Source organism: Lacisediminimonas sp. (genome assembly GCF_030645335.1).
Classification (GTDB): Bacteria; Pseudomonadota; Gammaproteobacteria; order Burkholderiales; family Burkholderiaceae_D; genus Lacisediminimonas.
On record NZ_JAUSNH010000019.1, the window covers coordinates 1 to 17716 of the forward strand.

The window sequence follows — 17716 nt, forward strand, 5'->3', positions numbered from 1 at the left end:
GGTTCTTGGTGGTGGAGGGGGGGCGGGGGTTGTGAGTTTTTTTGCCGGTTGGGATGGGTGTTTGGCGCTTGGTTTGAAATTGGGTGTGTTGTGTGGTGTTTTTGGGCTATTTGCTTCGTTATTTGTAATATGTTTTTATTATCTTTGTGGTTAAGCGGGGGCGCACACCCCGCTTAATAACAATAGAGATAAAACACGATTAAAAAAACCGAAGAAAATATCCAAAAAACACCATAGCCAGCCACTCAACGGCTATATCTCACCGCCGCGCCGCAAACTCCTTCCTCATAATCAACTCCGTCTGCACGACCCGCTCCCCATCCCCCAACCAAACCTGCCCATCCTGCACCGTAAATTGCAAATGCATCGTCCTCTGCGCCAGCGCCGCCATCTGCGCCGCCGCCTCCGCCGGCACCTGCATCACGCACAAATTGCGTGCCCGCTCCACCTTGCCGGCAATCTGCTTCCACCAGATATCGCTGGTGCTGTTGTAGCAATACGCCAGCACCTGGTCCGAGCGCCCGCAGGCTTTCAACAGGCGCTTGTCGTCGGGCAGGCCGACCTCGATCCATTTCTCGATCGAGCCGGTCAGGTCCTTCTGCCACAGGTCGGGCTCGTCGTCATCGCTCAAGCCCTTGCCGAATACCAGCGTGTCATTGGCGTTGAGCGCAAAGGCGAGCACACGCATCATCATGCGTTCATCGGTTTCGGACGGATGGCGGGCAATCGTCAGCGAATGGTCGGCGTAATAGCCGCGATCCATGTCGGCGATCTGCAAGTTGGCTTTGTAAATGGTTGCTTTGATAGCCATGGGGAATGCCGGAGTCTGGGTGGGTGCGCCGTTCATCGGCGCAGAAGGCGGGAGTATACCCATACGGCAGCACGGCTACCGGTATCCCGCAGGCAAGCGCCTTGTTTCAGCGGCTGAAACGTCGGGGAATATGATTTAATGCGGCATGGGAGCCAATACATCACCAATCAACATGCAGCCGTTGAACACACCATCCACACCATCCGTCAGCAGCACCGAGTCGCCCTTGCCGGTCAGCGGCATCAACACGCGACAGCCGGCGCCGCTGACGGTATCGCGGCCGGAATTGCTGACAGAAGGATCGGACGCAAAATTCCGCCAGCTGGTCCACAACATGTTCGCGCTGGCGTCCCGGCATGAATCCATGCGTGCCGGCCATGGTGCCCGCATCGGCCTGACCGGCATCGAATACACCTTCCTGATTTCCGTGCGTCACCTGGAAGTCGAGGGCGATGTCAGCGTCAAGCAACTTGCCGAGCATCTGCACCTGAGCGGCGCATTTGCCACCACCATGATCGGCAAACTGATCAAGCGCGGGCTGGTCACCAAGGAAGTCGATCCCGGCGACCGGCGCCGGCTGTCGGTCAAGGTGACCGCGATGGGGCATGCGCTGTTGTCGGAACTTGCGCCGACCCAACGCCAGGTCAACGACATCCAGTTCGGTTGCCTGAGCAAAAGCGAATTCAACGTATTGTTCGGCCTGATCGAAAGACTGATCGACAGTTCCGACAAGGCCCTGGCATTGCAATCCTACCTCGCCATGCACGATCTGGCCGGCGCCGGCAAAACCTGAGCGGCCTGGCGTTTTGCGATTTGTTGGGGCCGGATAAAAAAAGGGCTTGCAATACCTTCGTAGGTTAGGTAATGTTCGAAGCATTCATCCTTTCCCGATGCTGGAGGCTTCCGAGTGACCCACGACTTTTCTTCCCGTGACCTGCGCGATGCGCTCGGTTTGTTTCCGACTGGCATTGCGGTCGCCACCACGACGGACGGCAACGAGCGCATCGGCATCACGATCAACTCGTTTTCGTCGGTGTCGATGGCGCCGCCGCTGGTCTTGTTCAGCGCGGCAAAATCCCTGCACTCGTATCAAAGTTTCGCGAAGTCTGGCGGCTTCACCATCAACCTGCTTGCCCGTGACCAGAAAGACTTGTCGGCCCGTTTTGCGCGTGCCGGCGAAGAAAAGTGGCGCGAGCTCGACGCCATTCCCGGCCAGCACGGTGGTGTGATCCTGCGTTCTTGCCTGGCCGTGTTCGATTGCAAGATGTACCAGTGCTATGACGGCGGCGACCACGGCATTTTCGTGGGCGAAGTGGTCGGGCTGCGGGCGTCGGGCGACGACCCCCTTATTTATTTCAGAAGCAATTATCACGAGATCGGTTCAGGCATCAAAGACCTGCAAGCGGCCTAGTCGTGACCGACCGCCATAGCCCGTCCCTTTGTATCTGCGGCGGCTCGCCGCAGAGGCCGGGCGTGGTCGGACACGGCAGGCGCAATCTCATTCATCAGACGCATGCATTGCGCATGCACATGTTCCCAGGAGACAGTAAATGACACATCCCATCAAGGACGGCAACGCCCATCTGGCATCGCTGCGCGACGGCCGCACGGTCTATATCAACGGCGCGGCTGCTGGCGACGTTGCGCAACATCCGGCCTTTCGCAATTCGGTCAAGAGCGCGGCGGCACTCTATGATTTCCAGGCCCGCAAGGAAAACCAGGAACTGATGACGTTCGAGACGCCAACCGGGCATCGCGTCAATCGCGCCTGGCAGGCGCCGCGCAATTACCAGGAAATGGTATTGCGCCGCGAGGCACTGGTGACCTGGGCCGGCGAGCACCATGGCTTCATGGGCCGTTCGCCCGACCACGTGGCATCGGCCTTGCTGGGACAGTCGATGGGCATGGAAGTGTTCGAGAAGCACGACCCGAAACGGGCCGGCGCATTCCGCGACTACATGCGCTATGCGACCGACAAGGATCTTTTCCTGACCTACGTGATCATCAACCCGCAAGCCGACCGCTCCAAGGACTGGGGCGACCAGGAAGGCACCGACCTGGTGGCGGCGATTGTCGATGAGGACCACGAAGGCATCACCATCCGCGGCGCCAAGATGCTGGGCACCAGCTCGATTATGGCCAATGAAGTTTTCGTGGCCAACCTGCAGCCGCTGAAGAAGGGTGAAGAACATCTGGCCTTCAGTTGCGCCATCGAGATGGGCAGCAAGGGCCTGAAGGTCCTGTCGCGCAAATCGTATGAGCAGCACGCGGTGTCCGAATTCGACAATCCGCTGAGCTCGCAACTCGACGAAAACGACGCGCTGATTTATTTCGACGACGTGAAGGTGCCCTGGGAGCGTGTGTTTACCTACAAGGATTCCGACGCTTGCCGCGCCCAGTTCCACGACACGCCCGGCCACATCATGCAGAACTACCAGGCGCAGATGCGCTTGACGGTGAAGTTGCGTTTCCTGCTGGGCGTTGCCCGCCGCATCACGGAAACCATCGGCACCGTCGGCATGCCGGTGATCCAGGAAAAACTGGGCTACCTGGCGTCCAAGGTCGGCATGGTCGAAGCAATGATGTACGGCCTGGAGGCGGCCGGCACCATGCACAACGGCTATTACATACCGAACCGCAACCTGATCTACTCGGCGCAGGTCGTCACGCAGGAGCTCTATCCGCAGTTTGTTTCCGCCATCCGTGAACTGGCGGGCGGCTCGCTGATCATGCTGCCGTCGTCGGAGCAGGACATGGAAAATCCGGAACTGCGCGCGATCATCCGCAAGACCCAGATCTCGCGCGCAATGCCGGCCGATGACCGTGTGCGCTTCCTGAAACTGGCGTGGGATGTGCTGGGCAGCGAGTATGCGTCGCGCCACTTGCAGTATGAAATGTTCTACGCCGGCGCCCAGTTCGTGACTTGCGGCCATAGCTTCCGCACCTGCGACTGGGATCGTTCGATGGCACTGGTTGACGACGCTGTCGCCCTGCGCCTGCCGCCGCAAAAAGCAGCCTGAGGGAGTCCGCCATGCGCACAGCGATTGTCAATCTCGGCCGCATCGTGTCTGGCGAGTGGCGCGAGCCCTTCGTTGCGGGCACGGCCATCCTGATGGAAGACGGCAAGATCACGGCGGTCGGCGAGGTTTCCGACGCCGACCTCAAATCTTGCGATGTCGTGATCGACGCCGACGGGGCGATTGCGATTCCCGGCCTGATCGATTCACAAGTGCACAATACTTTCGGTGACTACACGCCGCGCCAGAAAACGGTCGGCTTCCTCGAAAGTTATGTGCATGGCGGCGTCACCACGGCGATCAGCGCATCCGAAGTCCATGTGCCTGGCCGCCCCAAGGACCCGCAAGGCGTCAAGGCGCTGGCCGTGGCTGCGATGAAATGCTTCGAGAACTATCGTCCCGGCGGCATGCGCGTCTGGGCTGGTGCCGTGATCCTCGAACCGGGCCTGGTCGAGAGCGACTTTGCCGAGATCGCCGCACAGGGCGTGTGGCTGGCCAAGGCCGGCTTCGGTAACGTCAAGAGTCCGTACGACTATGCGCCGATGATCGCCTCGGCAAAAAAGCATGGCATGACCACGCTGGTGCATACCGGTGGCTCGTCGATTCCCGGCTCATCGGGCATCTGGGCCGACCACCTGATCCGGATGCAGCCGGATGTCTCGTTCCACACCAACGGCGGCCCGGTCGCCATGCCGGACGAGGACTATCCGCGCCTGGTGAATGAATCGTCGATGGCGCTGCAAGTCTGTACCGCCGGCAACCTGCGCACCACGCTGCTGCTGGCTGACCTGGTGCGCCAGGCCGACCAGTTCGACCGCTTCCTGATAGCCACCGACACGCCGACCGGCTCGGGCATCATGCCGCTGGGGATGATGTACACCATCACCCATCTGGCCAGCCTGGGCAATATGGCGCCGGAAGTGGCGATTGCCGCGGCCACGGGCAACAACGCCCGCACCTACAAGCGCAATTCCGGCTTCATCGCGGTGGGCAAGGATGCCGACGTCGTCATCCTCGACGCCTGCGTCGGCGGATCGAAGAACGATGCGCTGTCGGCCCTTGCCAATGGCGACATCGCCGCCGTCGCGGCCGTCATCACGGACGGCGTGCCGCGCTTTGTCGGTCGCAGCCGCAATACGCCGGCACCGATGAAGACGATCCGGGTGGCGCAAAACAATGTGCCGTATGACTTCAGTGGACAAGGCCATTGAGCATGCAGCCTCAAGAGCCGGCGGTGGATCGGCGATTCATGCCGATGCGCTGCCGGCTTTTTGCGTAAACATCCAGGATCATTAAATAAACGCCGGCGCTGTGCCTGGCACACCAGCACGCAAGCACGGCCACATCAAGAACAAAGAGGACACGTCATGAGCGCAGCATCGATCGACTTTTTCCAGATTCGTCGCTGGTACACCTACCGCGAGGAAACCCTGCTGACCGAAAGCGGCAAGCCCGCCGACGGCGAACCGGTGGTCAAGGCCGTGATCGGCGCGCTGATCCACAACCCGTACGCCAACGGAAAATTCACGGCATCGCTGGACGATGTGGTCCGCAATTCGGCGGCGCTGGCCGGCGAATTCGGCCGCCGCACCAAGGCCGCGCTCGACAACGTGGAGCCAGCCAGTTTCGGCAAGGCTTGCCTGGTCGGCATGGCAGGCGAGTATGAGCACGGCAACGCCTTCGTCACCGCCACCTTCATGGATCCGCTGCGCGACATCCTGGGCGGCGGAAAAGCCTGGGTCGCGTCTACCGGCAAGCGCGGCGGCCCGGGGACGTCGATTGACATTCCTTTGGCGCACCGGCATGCCTTGTATGTGCGGTCGCACTACGACACGGTGACTGTCGCTTTCCCCGACGGCCCGGCGCCGGATGAAATCCTGGTGCTGTTTGCCACTGCCACCCGCGGCCGCTTGCACGCCCGGCTCGGCGGCCTGTCGGAACACGACGCGCAATGCCAGGACGGCCTGCGTTGAGGCAGGCGCAGCTTGCTGCGTGCGCTTGCCATCAGTCCAGTGCCTCCGGTGCATTTGAACTCACACTAAATAGATGAAAGAACCGCAATGAGCATACCTATCCTGTTGATCGGCGGCCTGAACTGTTCCGCCCGCATGTACCAGCACCAGATACCTGTGCTGTGGCGCTATGGTCCGGTGATGGTGTGCGACCACCGCAGCGCGGACAGCGTGGAAGCGCTTGCCACTGCGATCCTGGAAAATGCGCCGCCGCGCTTTGCGATCGTCGGTCATTCGATGGGGGGATTCATTGGCCTGGAAATCCTGCGCCGCTGCGCCGATCGGGTTCATAGCTTTGCCATCCTGTCGTCGAGCGCACGGCCCACTTCCGACCAGGAGACACTGGTCCGTGAACAGCGGGTCGCCATTGCCAAGGCCGGACGCACCGCCGAAATACCGCCCTTGCACTATGCAAAAAATGTCCATCCGTCACGGCAGACGGACGACCAGTTGCGTGCGATCCATCGCACCATGACGGAAGAAGTCGGCACCCTCGGCTACCTCAACCAGCAACAGGCAATCGGCACCCGCCCCGATGCACGGCCGGGACTGGCCAGCATCAAGTGCCCGACGCTGGTCCTGGTTGGCGATGCAGATAGCATCACGCCGCTGGAACATGCCGAGGAAATGGCGCGCGAGATTGCGGGCAGCCGGCTGGTAGTGATCCCGGAATGCGGGCATCTGAGCACGCTGGAAAAGCCGTAACTGGTCTATGCCGCACTGCAAGCCTGGTGTGAAACGTCGCGCTGACAGCCAGACCTGCCCGGCGCAAACTCAGTGCCGCAATGCCGCCTTCGCAGCCTGTTCCGGGGTCAGGCCATCGTAGTATTGGTCGGTAAACCATTCGATCTGATCTTCGATATGGTCTTGCGCCTCGGCCATCGTGACGCCGCCAGCAACGAGGAAGCCTTCAACTTCAATGCACCAGTTGATCAGTGCAAGGGTTTCCTCGTCGAGTTTTTCTTTCTTTGCCATTGTCGTTGCCGTTGAAGAGGGGGTGAAACCTCCAGCATAGATGAATCGCGGGTAGCTAGTCCATGCCGGATCGGTGCCGGATCACCCCGGCCGCTCATTTCAACGCAGGCGGGCAATGAATGCTTCACCGAGCAGGGCGATGCCCATGATCAGCAGGGGGCCAAACACAACCAGAATGCCGGGTACGATTTCCATCAGATTCTCCTGAGTACTGTATGTATGTACAGTATCACCGGATTATGGATGATTCAACTGTTTTTTTGTCACCGTGCCGGCCGGGCCTGCCAGCCCGCTGGACGCGCCCGGTGCCCGGCGTGCGGCCAGCCACAGCAAAGGGCGCACAAAACCCGCGTATCGATCACGCTGTCGATCACTCCGGCGATCGGCCCATCAACGTGCCGCGTCTGCCGCCACGTCATGGTAAAGTTGACCGGTTCTGTTGCCGCTGCAGGGCGTGCAGCAGTATTCCAAACCAAACCATTTATCGAGGCCGATCATGAGCAAAAGCCAGGACGCAAAAAAGGCGACCAAAAAAGAACCAGCCAAGACTGTGAAAGAAAAGAAAGAAGCCAAAAAAGTAAAAAAAGAAGAAAAAAAGCGCCAGCAGTAGACCGGTTCGGTGTGGCGGGCTAAAAAATGAAGCCTGCCACCATTGAATGCCGTTATAGTGGGAAGGCAGTATTCCCACCCGCCGAACGACTCGTTCCCGTCTAGCTCGCACCGAGCCATTCCTGTTTGTTTCCTTCGGCCATTTCTCTCTAATGAGGAGGCCCGCATGACCTTGTCCCCCGCCCGCGTGACTGAAGACGGCATCAGCTTTCAGGTCCGTACCGAGTACCGCTACAACAACCCCAGCAGCCTGGGCATACGCGATTGCTTCATTTCCAATGAGGTGCTGGAAATGTTGGCACAGGGGCGCTCCGTTGCTGCCAAGCCAGAGGAAATCTTCAAGTTGATGCAGGGCAAAATCCTGGGCGTTGCCCGCCGCATGGCGCAAGCCGGCGTGCCAGGTACACCGTTGCGCCTGTTAAGCGCCACGTTCCAGTAGCAAGGGGATGGTGCAGTGTGGATCAAGCTCGCCCAGGCGAGCTTTTTCTTTTGGTGGGTAGCCAGGCAGGGAGTACAGACAGTTTCCCTGCGCAGTCGGTACTGGCCGGCTGCGCATCGGCTGGCCTTGCGTGCGTCAGCGCGTCAATCGCACATCAGCGCATCAACGACACTCAGCGCACGGCATGACGTCAGCGCAACAGCGGGCGTGTCAGCGCGCCAGCGGGGCGTCGCGCTGCGCCCGGTGGGGGCAGGTCAGAAACGGCGGCGGCGCGGAGCGCCCGACGGTGCTTGCTTGTCCAGATGACGGAAAGTGATCCGCCCCTTGGTCAGGTCGTAAGGGGACAGTTCGAGCGACACGCGATCGCCAGCCAGGATGCGGATATTGTGACGACGCATTTTTCCGGCGGTGTAAGCGATCAGGATGTGGCCATTTTCCAGGCTGACGCGAAAGCGCGAGTCAGGCAGTACTTCGGTGACGGTGCCACCCATTTCCAACAGATCTTCTTTTGACATTCAGTATTTCCAGGTTAAGGCACCATGCGGACCAAGGGTCCGGACGTGCCGATCATTGCGTTCCGGCCTTTTCGGAACGGGATGGACAGTGCAGCAATCGCAGCAATTGCTGAATGGAGACGGGCTCCGCAGAGCGCCGCTGTCCGGCAGATAGGGCAAGTCGTGGAATGCCGGCAATTGCACCAGCCGGCGAGATCAGAAGCGCAGTGTCCAGTCCGTTGTGTACGGGCATGAATTGGTCGCAGCGCAGGCTGCGCGAACTTGCATTAACCCGGCATTATACTCGCTGGCGCGCAGCGCGTGGAGAAACCGCAAGGCTTGCGCGGCCCGGCTCCGCGCGGCCGGCAGCCTCATCTACAATATGGAAAATTTTTGCAGGCACACGCGGTGACAGCAAGCCAAGCGGCGATGGACGACAAGCGATGAACGTATGCTGAAGATAGTCAGTTCCAATCGCACCGAAGCGCTGCTGGCCGTGCTGACCGGCAGCCTGCAAGCAGGCCCGCACTCCAACGCCATTCCAGCCGCCAATCCGGCCGCCAGCGCCAATCCCTTCGCGCCCTGGCAACTTATCGTGCCCAGCGTCGCCATGCGCACTCTGTTGCAGAACCACATTGCGCAGCACATGGGCATTTGCGCCAATGTGCGTTTTTCTTTCCTGGCGCAGTGGCTATGGGCTGAAGTGGCGCGCCTGACGCCGGTTGGCGAGCAGTCGCCGCTGGCGGCGCAGTCGCTGGGCTGGCGCCTCTACGCTGCGCTGGAAGACACCGCCCTGGTCAGCGCCCATCCGCGCCTGGCGGCCTGGCTGGCGAACGCCGATCCGGCCATGCGCTACGAACTCTGCCAGCAGGTCGCTGCCCTGTTCGACAAGTACATGACCTATCGCCCGGAATGGATGGAGTCGTGGATGGCCGGGCGCAAGGTCGGCATAGGCGACGGCGGCAGCGACGCCGCCCAGGACCAGCGCTGGCAGATGGCGCTGTGGCAGCGCATCGCAGCCGACATGGCGCTGCCGCAACGCCATCCGTTCGTCGATTTCCTGGAGCAGGTCCGGGCGATCGACAGTGCAGGGCTGGCCGCCAGGGGCATTGCACCGCAAGTGCATGTATTCGGCCTGCCGGCGATTCCGCCGATCTACCTGCGCATGCTGGAGCAGTTATCGGCCCACATCGACATCCATCTTTATCTGGTCAATCCGTGCCAGCAATACTGGTTCGATATCGTCGATCCGAAGCGCCTGAAGCACCTGGCCGCCAAGGGGCAGGAGCAGCACCTGGAAGTCGGCAACCGGCTGCTGGCGATGTGGGGCAAGCAAAGCCGGGCCTATTTCGAATTGCTGTTCCAGGATGCCGCAGTCGCAGCCGGCGACGACCTGCCGGTTTTTGTGATGCCGCAAGCAGCGACCCTGCTGGCCCAGATGCAGGCCGCCGTGCTGGACCTGCGCGAATTGCACGACATGGACGAGCTGCAAGGCATGTCGCCCGCCGCCGCGGCCGCCATGATCGCCGACGGCAGCATCGAGTTCCATGCCTGTCATACGCTGGCGCGTGAACTCGAAGTGCTGCAAGACCGCTTGCTGGATCGCTTCAATGGCCCCGCCGCACCAGGCCCGTCGCAAGTACTGGTCGTGGTGCCGGACCTGGAACAGGCCGCGCCACTGATCGACGCCGTGTTTGGCAACGCCAGCGGCAACCGCCGCATACCGTACCGCATCACCGGCCTGCCTGCCAGCAGCGCCAACGCGGTCGCGGTGGCGCTGCTCGAACTGATTGCGATTGCCGGCTCGCGCTACCCCGCAAGCAGCGTGGTCGCACTGCTGCAAAACCCGCTGGTCGGCGCACGCTTTGGCATCACGCCGTCGGATGTCGATGTCATCGTCGGCTGGTTGCCGCAGACGCACACGCATTGGGGGCTCAATGGCGAGCAGCGCGCACGGTTCAATGCGCCGCAATCCGACCGCCACACCTTCCGCGACGGCATCGCCCGCCTGATGCTTGGCTATGCGCTGCCGGGCGCCGTCGACCAGGCCTTTTCCGGCTTGCTGGCGCCGTGCAACGTGGAAGGCGAGGACAGCCGCATATTGGCCCGCCTCGACTGGTTCCTGCGCAACCTGGCCAAAATGGAGGCGCGGCTTGCCGAGCCGGCCAACCCGCAAGCCTGGCGCAGCACGCTGCTGGAACTTGTGGACCAGTTCATCGACATCGGCCCCGGGCAACTCGGCGAGCTGGCCGCCACACGCGCTGCGATTGCCGCGCTGGGCGCCGAGATGAGCACCGCCGGTGTCGGCGCCGTACCGTTTTCCGTGATCCGTGCTGCGCTCAAGGCTGCGCTCGACGAGCCGACCCGGGGCGGCGCACCGACTGGCGGCGTCACCTTTTGCGCGCTGCCCAGCTTGCGCAATATTCCGTATGACATGGTCTGCATGGTGGGCATGAGCGATGGTGCTTTTCCCACCGCCAGCCGGCATGCCGAATTTGACCTGATGGCCTTTGCGCCCCAGCCGGGCGACCGCGACAAGCGACAGGAAGAACGCAATCTTTTCCTCGACCTGCTGCTGGCAGCCAGGAGTGCGCTGTACATCAGCTACACCGGCCGCAGCGTGCGCGACAATGCGCCGCTGCCGCCATCGGTGCTGGTGTCGGACTTGCTCGACTACCTGGCGCACGCCACCGCTGCCGATCCGGCCAGCCGCGAGAGCCGCGCCGCCGCGCGCGCGGCGCTGGTGCTGGAACATCCGCTGCAACCGTTTTCCGAATCCTACTTCGACGGCCAGTCCGATCCGCGCCTGTTCAGCTTCCATGCCGAATACTGCGACGCATTGAAAGAGCGGCGCGCCAGCCAGGCGCAGGGGGAGAGTTCTGCGCCGGTGGGCATGGCCGGACGTATGGAAGCCGATGCCGCCGATGAGACCGTCACTGCCAATGCGGCAGCGCCAACGGACGACATCAGCGACGAGCAACAAGAACAAGAAGAAGAGCAAGCTGTCGAATTGCTGCCGGCATTTTTCGAGCAAAGCCTGCCACCACCAGATCAGGAATGGCGGCGCGTAACACCGGAGCAACTGATCGAGTTTTTCAAGAACCCCAGCAAATACCTGTTGCATCGGCGCCTGGGTTTGCTGTTGGCCGGCGAGACCGAAAGCATCGACGATGAAGAGCGTTTCCTGCCCGATACCCTGGCGCCGATCAAGCTGGCGCAGCGCCTGCTGCCGCGCATGCTGGGCGGCGCGAGCGCAGGAGAAATCCGGCAACTCGCCGACGCAGGGCTGGAATATCCGTCCGGCCAGATAGGCGCCTTGCTGATGGCGTCGGAGCTGGAATCGATGGCGAGCTTCGCCAGCGCGCTGCAGGCGAAAATGCGCGGGCCGGTGCAGCCGCCGGTCTCCAACACGCTGCAGCTGGAGATCGATGGCGAGGAATGGGTATTCGAAGGGGCACTGGCCGACGTGCGTGAAAACGGCCTGGTGCGCTATCGCTATGCCAACGCCACCGTTGCCGACTACCTGACGGCATGGATCTCGCACTTGTTCCTGTGCAGCTGCACTGGCGTGACGCCGCGCACAGAATGGCTGTCGCGCGACGAGGGCTTTGCCTTCAGGCCGGTCAAGGACCCGGCGCTCATCCTGCATCAATTGTTGTCGCTCTACCGGCGCGGGCTGCAGGCGCCGCTGCATTTCTTTCCCAAGTCAGCGTGGGAAGCGATCAAGAAAAAAAATCCCGCGGCGGCGCGCAGCAAATGGGCTAGCGGCATGTTCCCCGGCGAGGAAAAGGACCCCGCCTACCAGCTTGCCTTGCGCGGCGACCCCGATCCCCTCAACGCTGAATTCGACGCACTGACCCAGACCGTGCTCGGCACCATGAAGCGTCACGTCGAGGGGGAAGAGTCATGAGCGCGTTGATCGATCTACCGGATGGTCGTGACGATCGTGGCGCGGATATGGCGGCCCCGTCCAGTCCCTTCAGCCAGTTCGACCTGCTTGGCTGCGCGCTGGATGCGCGCACCCTGATCGAAGCCTCCGCCGGCACCGGCAAGACCTGGAACATTACCGGCCTGTACCTGCGCCTGCTGCTGGAAAAGTCGCTGGAGGTTGAGCAGATCCTGGTGGTGACCTTCACCAAGGCGGCGACGGCCGAATTGCGCGAGCGCATCCGCACCCGCATCGTCGACATGCTCGATTGCCTGCAGCATGACGGCGACAGTGACGACAGCTTCCTGGCCGAGCTGGCGCAGTCGCTGGCCGCGTTTGGGCTAGCGATGGACGACATGGCGGCGCGGCTGGATGTGGCGCTGCAGTCCTTCGACCAGGCCGCCATCTACACCATCAACGGCTTTTGCCAGCGCGCGCTGGCGGAGTCGCCGTTCGCCGCCGGCATGCCCTTCACCACCGAGCTGACGCAGGACGACGACCCGCAAGTGGGCCAGGCCGTGAACGACTTCTGGCGCCGCCATATCAGCCAGGGCGCGCTGGGCGAGGAATTCGCCAGGTTGCTGATCGAGTCCAAGGACAGCGCCGAAAAATTCCAGAAGCTGCTCAAGCGGCATGTCGGCAAACCCAAGGCCCGTATCGAATGGCCCGCAGAAAGAGAGATCGACCTGGTCGCCACGCGGGCGCGCATCGACGCCATTTTTTCGGCAGCCACGCAATGCTGGACCGAGCATGCAAGCGACATCCGCGATCTGCTCAATAACGCCAACCTGAAGGCTGACCTCAACGCCGAAAGGCTCAAGCGTACGTTCGAGGACTGCGCCAGGTACTTCGCCGCTGGCACGCCCGCAAAATGCGGCACAGGCATGGGATGGATCACGACCGTCCGGCTGGCAAAGGCCACCCGGGTCGGCCTGAAACCACCCGAGCATCCGTTTTTCACGCACATCGACGCCCTGGTCAATGAATTGCCGGCATTGCTCGCCGACGCCAGCGAGGCCCTGCAATTGCAGCGCATGCAACTGCTGCGCACCATGCTGGCCGAAGGCAGCAAGGCCCTGCGCGAGGGCAAGCGCGAGCATCGCCTGCTGTCCTTTGACGACCAGTTGCAGAATCTGCACAGCGCGCTGTCCGATGGCAAGACACCCTGGCTGGCCGATTCGCTGCGCGCGCGTTATCCGGTCGCGCTGATCGATGAATTCCAGGACACCGACCCGCTGCAGTTCGACATCTTCAGCCGCATCTACCACAGCGACGATGCACCGCTATTCCTGGTGGGCGACCCCAAGCAGGCGATCTACAGTTTTCGCAATGCCGACTTGCACACCTATCTGCAAGCCAGGAAGGTGGTGCAGTCCACCACCACGCTGGCCAGCAACCAGCGCTCGTCGGCCGGCCTGATTGCCGCGCTCAACAAACTGTTTGGCACCAATCCGCAAGCCTTCATGCTGCCCGGGCTGGATTACTACCCGGTGCAATTCGGCCAGAAAAAACGCATGACCTTGCGCGACGCCACCAGCCCCGCTGCGGACTTGCAGGTATGGATGCTGCCGCATCAGGATGGGCAGGTGCTGACAAACCGGGCCGCCCGCGACTGGGCGGCTGCCGCCACCGCCAGTGAAATTGCGCGCCTGGTGCTGGGCGGTGCCGCCGGCCACATCGAGCTCGATGGGCGGGCACTGGCGCCCGGCGACATTGCCGTGCTGGTGCGCTCGCATGTGCAGGCCGCCTGGATGCGCGACGCGCTCGCGCAGCGCGGCGTGGCCAGCATCGAAATATCGCAGCAGAGCGTCTTCCAGAGCAGCGACGCCGCCGACGTCGACACCGTCCTGCGCGCCATCATGGAGCCCAGCCGCCAGGGTCTGGTGCTGGCCGCGCTGGCCACGCCGCTGATGGGCTGCAACGCCGCCAGCATCAACCGGATCGCCGCCAGCGAGGCGGCATTGATGGGCTATATGGAACGCTTCGCCAGCTACCGCGACACCTGGTTTTCGCAGGGACTGGGATTCATGTTCCGCCAGTTCCTGGAAAACGAAGGCGTCAGCCGCCGCATGCTGCGCCGCCCGGACGGCGAACGGCGCATGACCAACCTGCGTCACCTGGGCGAAATGCTGCAACAGCAACAGCAGCAATCGGCCACGCCCGAATCCGCACTGCGCTGGTTGCAGGCGCAGCGGCGCGATGCCGGCAAGGACGAAGCCGGCCAATTGCGGCTGGAGTCCGACCGCGACCTGGTGCAAATCCTGACGATCCACAAATCCAAGGGCCTGGAGTACCCGATCGTATTTTGTCCCTACCTGTGGGAAGCCTCAGGTGTACCCAGCAAGGTCGCTGAAGGCCGCGAATACCATGACAAGAACGGCGAACTGGTGATCGATTTCCGGACCGACGAGCAATCCCTCGCGGCCGCAAAAATTGCCATGCGCAACGAAAACAATGCCGAGCTGCTGCGGCTCTATTACGTCGCACTGACCCGCGCCTCGCACCGCTGCACGCTGGTTGCCGGGCCGTATACGGTAAAAAAGTTTAACAATCTCAGCACCTCGGCTAGTTGCAGCAGCATGCTCAACTGGCTGGCCGCCGGCGCCGGCATCTCGGTCGACGCCTGGCATGGCGAGAAGCGTTCGCCGCAAACGATCCGGGAAGCGTGGGAGCAATATGCGGCCGGCGCACCCTCCGTGCTGCTGCGCGAACTGGGCGAGCTGGATCGCCATTGCACCGCGCGGGTCGCGTTGCCTGATGCCGACCTCAATGCCCGTGCATCGAACGTGCGCCTCAAAGACGACTGGCGCATGAGCAGCTTCTCCGGCCTGTCGCGCGGCCTGGGTGAATCGCAGGCTGCGGACCACGACGCTTACGCCGCAGCCAGCAGCAGCACCGGCGAACAGCGCCCCGCGCCGCAGCCTGCCGGCGAAATCGCACCAGACGATTTCTTATTGTTCCCGCGCGGCACCGCCGCCGGCGTCTGCCTGCACGCCGCTTTCGAGCTGGCTGACTTCACCGACCCAGCCGGCTGGCCCGCAGCCGCCGCCCATGCACTGGACAGCTTTCCGCAGCCGGGCGACAAGATCAGCGTCGCGCGCCAGCAAGCCATGCTGCAAAACGTGCTGGCCGACGTACTGGGCGCCGACCTTGGCAACGGCCTGCACCTGTCGCAGATTGCCCGGCACAAGCGCCTGGTCGAAATGGAATTCAGCTTCCCGTCCATTGACCTGCGCGCCAATGCGCTCAACACGCTGCTGCGCAATGCGGGTTATGGAATGCCGCCGCTGGGCTTTGCCAACCTGGATGGATTCCTGAAGGGATTCATCGACCTTGTGTTCGAGCATGACGGCAAGTACTACCTGCTGGACTGGAAATCCAATCACCTGGGCGTCCAGCCTGAAGACTATCGGCAGGAGCGCCTGCGCGACGCCATGGCCGAGCACGGCTATTACCTGCAGGTCCTGATTTACACCGTCGCGCTGAACCGCTACCTGCGCTTGCGCTTGCCGGGCTATTCGTATGAACAGCATTTTGGCGGCGTGTACTACCTGTTCGTGCGCGGCATGCGGCCAGCCTGGCAGCAAGCAGGTAGCGGCGCCGACAGGCCCGGCATCTACTTCGACCGCCCCGACGCCGCATGCATCCAGGCCTTCGACCGGATGATTGGCCACGACCCTGAACGCGAGGCCGCATGAGCATGATGGAGATGCCGGACCATGACGTGCTGCTGGCGCGCAGCTTCGCATCCCGCGTGACGGCGTGGGCGAAGGATCAAGCCGAAGCACGCGCAGAGCCACTGGCAAAAGATGCTGCCCGGCGCATTTATCGGGCCGCCTGGCACGTCAGCCGGGCCACTAGCAGCGGGCATGTGTGTGTACTGCTGGCCGACATCGTGCAGGAGGAACAAGGCGAGCTGCAGGGTGCAGGGCAGGGCGCTGCGCCAGCGGACCAGCACGGCGAAATCGCAGCGGAGAGCCAGCAAGAAACGCCCGATGACCTGGTCGCAGACCAGGACCTGGACCGGTATCTGGAACAATACCTGGGCCAGCCCGACGAGGACGACGGGCAGCCGCTTGGTGAACATGATCATCACGATGATTTTCCTGCGGATCAGCCGCAGGACCGGCAATCGGCACGGCAAGCCGAGCCGCCGCAAGGCGGGCAACAGGACCTGTTCAGCGAGCAGCAGCAAAGCGGGCAGCAAGACTTGTTCAACGAGCCGTCGCAACAGCCGCAGGGCGACGCCCTCCACCACGCCGGCCAGACGGCGCCGGTACCCGACATCGCCGCCTGGCGCAGCCTCTTGCTGACCAGCGGCGTGGTCGGCACAGCGCAGCAGCCGGGCGCCTTTCCGCTGATCCTCGATGCATCCGACCGGCTGTACCTGCACAAGTATTTCGGCTTCGAAAAGTCACTGGCGCGCCGCGTGCGGCAAGCCGACTGGTCGCCAGGCTTGCCCTCTGCCCCGACCCGCGAATTGCTCGGCCGCCTGTTTGCCCGCGGCGCCACCGACCATGACGACGGCCAGCCCGACTGGCAAAAGATCGCCGCCGCGCTGGCCCTGCTGCGGCCCATCACCATCATCAGCGGCGGCCCCGGTACCGGCAAGACCACCACCGTGGCCAATATCCTGGCCTGCCTGGTGGCCGACAACCCGGGCTGCCGCGTGGCGCTGGCCGCGCCCACCGGCCGGGCTGCCGCCCGCATGCTGGCCGCGCTCAATGCGCGCGCCGCATCGATCCCTGCGGAACTGGTGGCGCGCTTTCCGCAGCAGTCATTCACTGTCCACCGATTGCTGGGCGTGACGCCATCGCCCGGCGTTTTCCGGCACGATGCCCAGCGGCCCTTGCCGGTTGACGTGGTGGTAGTCGATGAAGCGTCGATGCTGGACCTGGCGCTGGCCGCCAGGCTGTTCGACGCCGTGCCGCAGCGCGCCCGCATCATTTTGCTGGGCGACATGGATCAATTGGCGGCAGTCGAAGCCGGGTCGGTATTTTCCGACCTGAGCGCCAACCCGACGCTGGGTGCGGATGTCCGGCAGGACGTCGCCAAACTGACCGGCATTGCGCCGGCGCTGCTGCAGCCATCGGCGCCAGCCCGCGGGCAAGGCGTCACGGATGCCGTCGTCTGGCTGACCCGCAACTATCGCTTCGGCAAGGATTCCGCCATCGGCCAACTGGCCGCGCTGGTGGTGGCCGGCGCAGCGGCAGACACGCTGGCCTGGCTGCAACAACAGCAGTTCCCGCACATCGACTGGATTGCCGACGACGGCGACGAACTGCCGCCGGCCGCAATGGCGCTGGCGGTGGAAAGCTTCCTGCCTTACACCCGCGTCGTGCAGGTGGCCGAGCAGGATCCGCAGGCGGTGCTGGCCGCATTCGACCAGTTCCGCGTGCTGTGCGCCATCCGCAATACCGGGCGCGGCGTC

14 protein-coding genes are annotated in these 17716 nt (G+C 62.8%); 11 read left to right on the top strand and 3 right to left on the bottom strand.

From position 1 onward, the window contains the following. Positions 1-259: 259 nt before the first annotated feature. Positions 260-811, bottom strand: coding sequence for a YaeQ family protein (locus Q7T64_RS01525; protein ID WP_304790008.1), 552 nt, complete (start codon positions 809-811; stop codon positions 260-262). Between the two features lie 172 nt (positions 812-983). Between Q7T64_RS01525 and Q7T64_RS01530 the strand changes: the two genes are divergently transcribed. From Q7T64_RS01530 to Q7T64_RS01555, 6 genes are all read left to right on the top strand, one after another. Next, on the top strand, positions 984-1604 hold the full coding sequence (locus Q7T64_RS01530) for a MarR family winged helix-turn-helix transcriptional regulator (protein WP_304790011.1): 621 nt from the start codon (positions 984-986) through the stop codon (positions 1602-1604). A gap of 114 nt (positions 1605-1718) precedes the next feature. Continuing rightward, on the top strand, positions 1719-2222 hold the full coding sequence (locus Q7T64_RS01535) for a flavin reductase family protein (RefSeq protein WP_304790014.1): 504 nt from the start codon (positions 1719-1721) through the stop codon (positions 2220-2222). A 139-nt stretch (positions 2223-2361) separates the two neighbouring features. Next, complete coding sequence (locus Q7T64_RS01540; protein ID WP_304790017.1) at positions 2362-3831, top strand: 4-hydroxyphenylacetate 3-hydroxylase family protein; 1470 nt, start codon at positions 2362-2364, stop codon at positions 3829-3831. 11 nt (positions 3832-3842) lie between these two features. Further along, on the top strand, positions 3843-5039 hold the full coding sequence (locus tag Q7T64_RS01545) for an amidohydrolase family protein (RefSeq protein ID WP_304790021.1): 1197 nt from the start codon (positions 3843-3845) through the stop codon (positions 5037-5039). A 156-nt stretch (positions 5040-5195) separates the two neighbouring features. Continuing rightward, positions 5196-5801 carry an amino acid synthesis family protein gene (locus Q7T64_RS01550; protein ID WP_304790024.1) on the top strand — a complete coding sequence of 202 codons (606 nt, stop codon included), beginning with the start codon at positions 5196-5198 and terminating at the stop codon, positions 5799-5801. Between the two features lie 87 nt (positions 5802-5888). Next, positions 5889-6545, top strand: coding sequence for an alpha/beta fold hydrolase (locus Q7T64_RS01555; protein WP_304790027.1), 657 nt, complete (start codon positions 5889-5891; stop codon positions 6543-6545). 69 nt (positions 6546-6614) lie between these two features. On the opposite strand, the gene Q7T64_RS01560 is transcribed toward Q7T64_RS01555, so the two are convergent. Then, positions 6615-6815: a hypothetical protein gene (locus Q7T64_RS01560; RefSeq protein WP_304790031.1), complete on the bottom strand. Its 201-nt coding sequence runs from the start codon at positions 6813-6815 to the stop codon at positions 6615-6617. A 417-nt stretch (positions 6816-7232) separates the two neighbouring features. Here Q7T64_RS01560 and Q7T64_RS01565 point away from each other — a divergent pair, with 417 nt between their 5' ends. Continuing rightward, the gene (locus Q7T64_RS01565; protein WP_304790034.1) at positions 7233-7448 is read left to right on the top strand and encodes a hypothetical protein; all 216 of its coding nucleotides are present in this window, start codon (positions 7233-7235) and stop codon (positions 7446-7448) included. A gap of 142 nt (positions 7449-7590) precedes the next feature. After that, positions 7591-7863: a hypothetical protein gene (locus tag Q7T64_RS01570; protein WP_304790037.1), complete on the top strand. Its 273-nt coding sequence runs from the start codon at positions 7591-7593 to the stop codon at positions 7861-7863. Positions 7864-8117: 254 nt separating this feature from the next. On the opposite strand, the gene infA is transcribed toward Q7T64_RS01570, so the two are convergent. After that, positions 8118-8378, bottom strand: a complete 261-nt coding sequence (gene infA / locus Q7T64_RS01575; RefSeq protein WP_304790040.1) for a translation initiation factor IF-1 — start codon at positions 8376-8378, stop codon at positions 8118-8120. 430 nt (positions 8379-8808) lie between these two features. Here infA and recC point away from each other — a divergent pair, with 430 nt between their 5' ends. The 3 genes from recC to Q7T64_RS01590 all read left to right on the top strand — a co-directional run. Continuing rightward, the gene (gene recC / locus Q7T64_RS01580) at positions 8809-12267 is read left to right on the top strand and encodes an exodeoxyribonuclease V subunit gamma (protein WP_304790044.1); all 3459 of its coding nucleotides are present in this window, start codon (positions 8809-8811) and stop codon (positions 12265-12267) included. After that, positions 12264-15983, top strand: a complete 3720-nt coding sequence (gene recB / locus Q7T64_RS01585) for an exodeoxyribonuclease V subunit beta (protein WP_304790047.1) — start codon at positions 12264-12266, stop codon at positions 15981-15983. Before recC ends, recB begins: the two co-directional genes overlap by 4 nt. Continuing rightward, the coding region (locus Q7T64_RS01590; RefSeq protein ID WP_304790051.1) for an AAA family ATPase at positions 15980-17716 on the top strand (1737 nt) is incomplete at its 3' end. The genes recB and Q7T64_RS01590, both read left to right, overlap by 4 nt.

Coding starts and splice junctions, on each gene's coding strand:
- Q7T64_RS01525 (WP_304790008.1), bottom strand. CDS start 811: ATGGCTATCAAAGCAACCATTTACAAAGCCAACTTGCAGATCGCCGAC.
- Q7T64_RS01530 (WP_304790011.1), top strand. CDS start 984: ATGCAGCCGTTGAACACACCATCCACACCATCCGTCAGCAGCACCGAG.
- Q7T64_RS01540 (WP_304790017.1), top strand. CDS start 2,362: ATGACACATCCCATCAAGGACGGCAACGCCCATCTGGCATCGCTGCGC.
- Q7T64_RS01545 (WP_304790021.1), top strand. CDS start 3,843: ATGCGCACAGCGATTGTCAATCTCGGCCGCATCGTGTCTGGCGAGTGG.
- Q7T64_RS01550 (WP_304790024.1), top strand. CDS start 5,196: ATGAGCGCAGCATCGATCGACTTTTTCCAGATTCGTCGCTGGTACACC.
- Q7T64_RS01555 (WP_304790027.1), top strand. CDS start 5,889: ATGAGCATACCTATCCTGTTGATCGGCGGCCTGAACTGTTCCGCCCGC.
- Q7T64_RS01560 (WP_304790031.1), bottom strand. CDS start 6,815: ATGGCAAAGAAAGAAAAACTCGACGAGGAAACCCTTGCACTGATCAAC.
- Q7T64_RS01565 (WP_304790034.1), top strand. CDS start 7,233: ATGGTAAAGTTGACCGGTTCTGTTGCCGCTGCAGGGCGTGCAGCAGTA.
- Q7T64_RS01570 (WP_304790037.1), top strand. CDS start 7,591: ATGACCTTGTCCCCCGCCCGCGTGACTGAAGACGGCATCAGCTTTCAG.
- infA (WP_304790040.1), bottom strand. CDS start 8,378: ATGTCAAAAGAAGATCTGTTGGAAATGGGTGGCACCGTCACCGAAGTA.
- recC (WP_304790044.1), top strand. CDS start 8,809: ATGCTGAAGATAGTCAGTTCCAATCGCACCGAAGCGCTGCTGGCCGTG.
- recB (WP_304790047.1), top strand. CDS start 12,264: ATGAGCGCGTTGATCGATCTACCGGATGGTCGTGACGATCGTGGCGCG.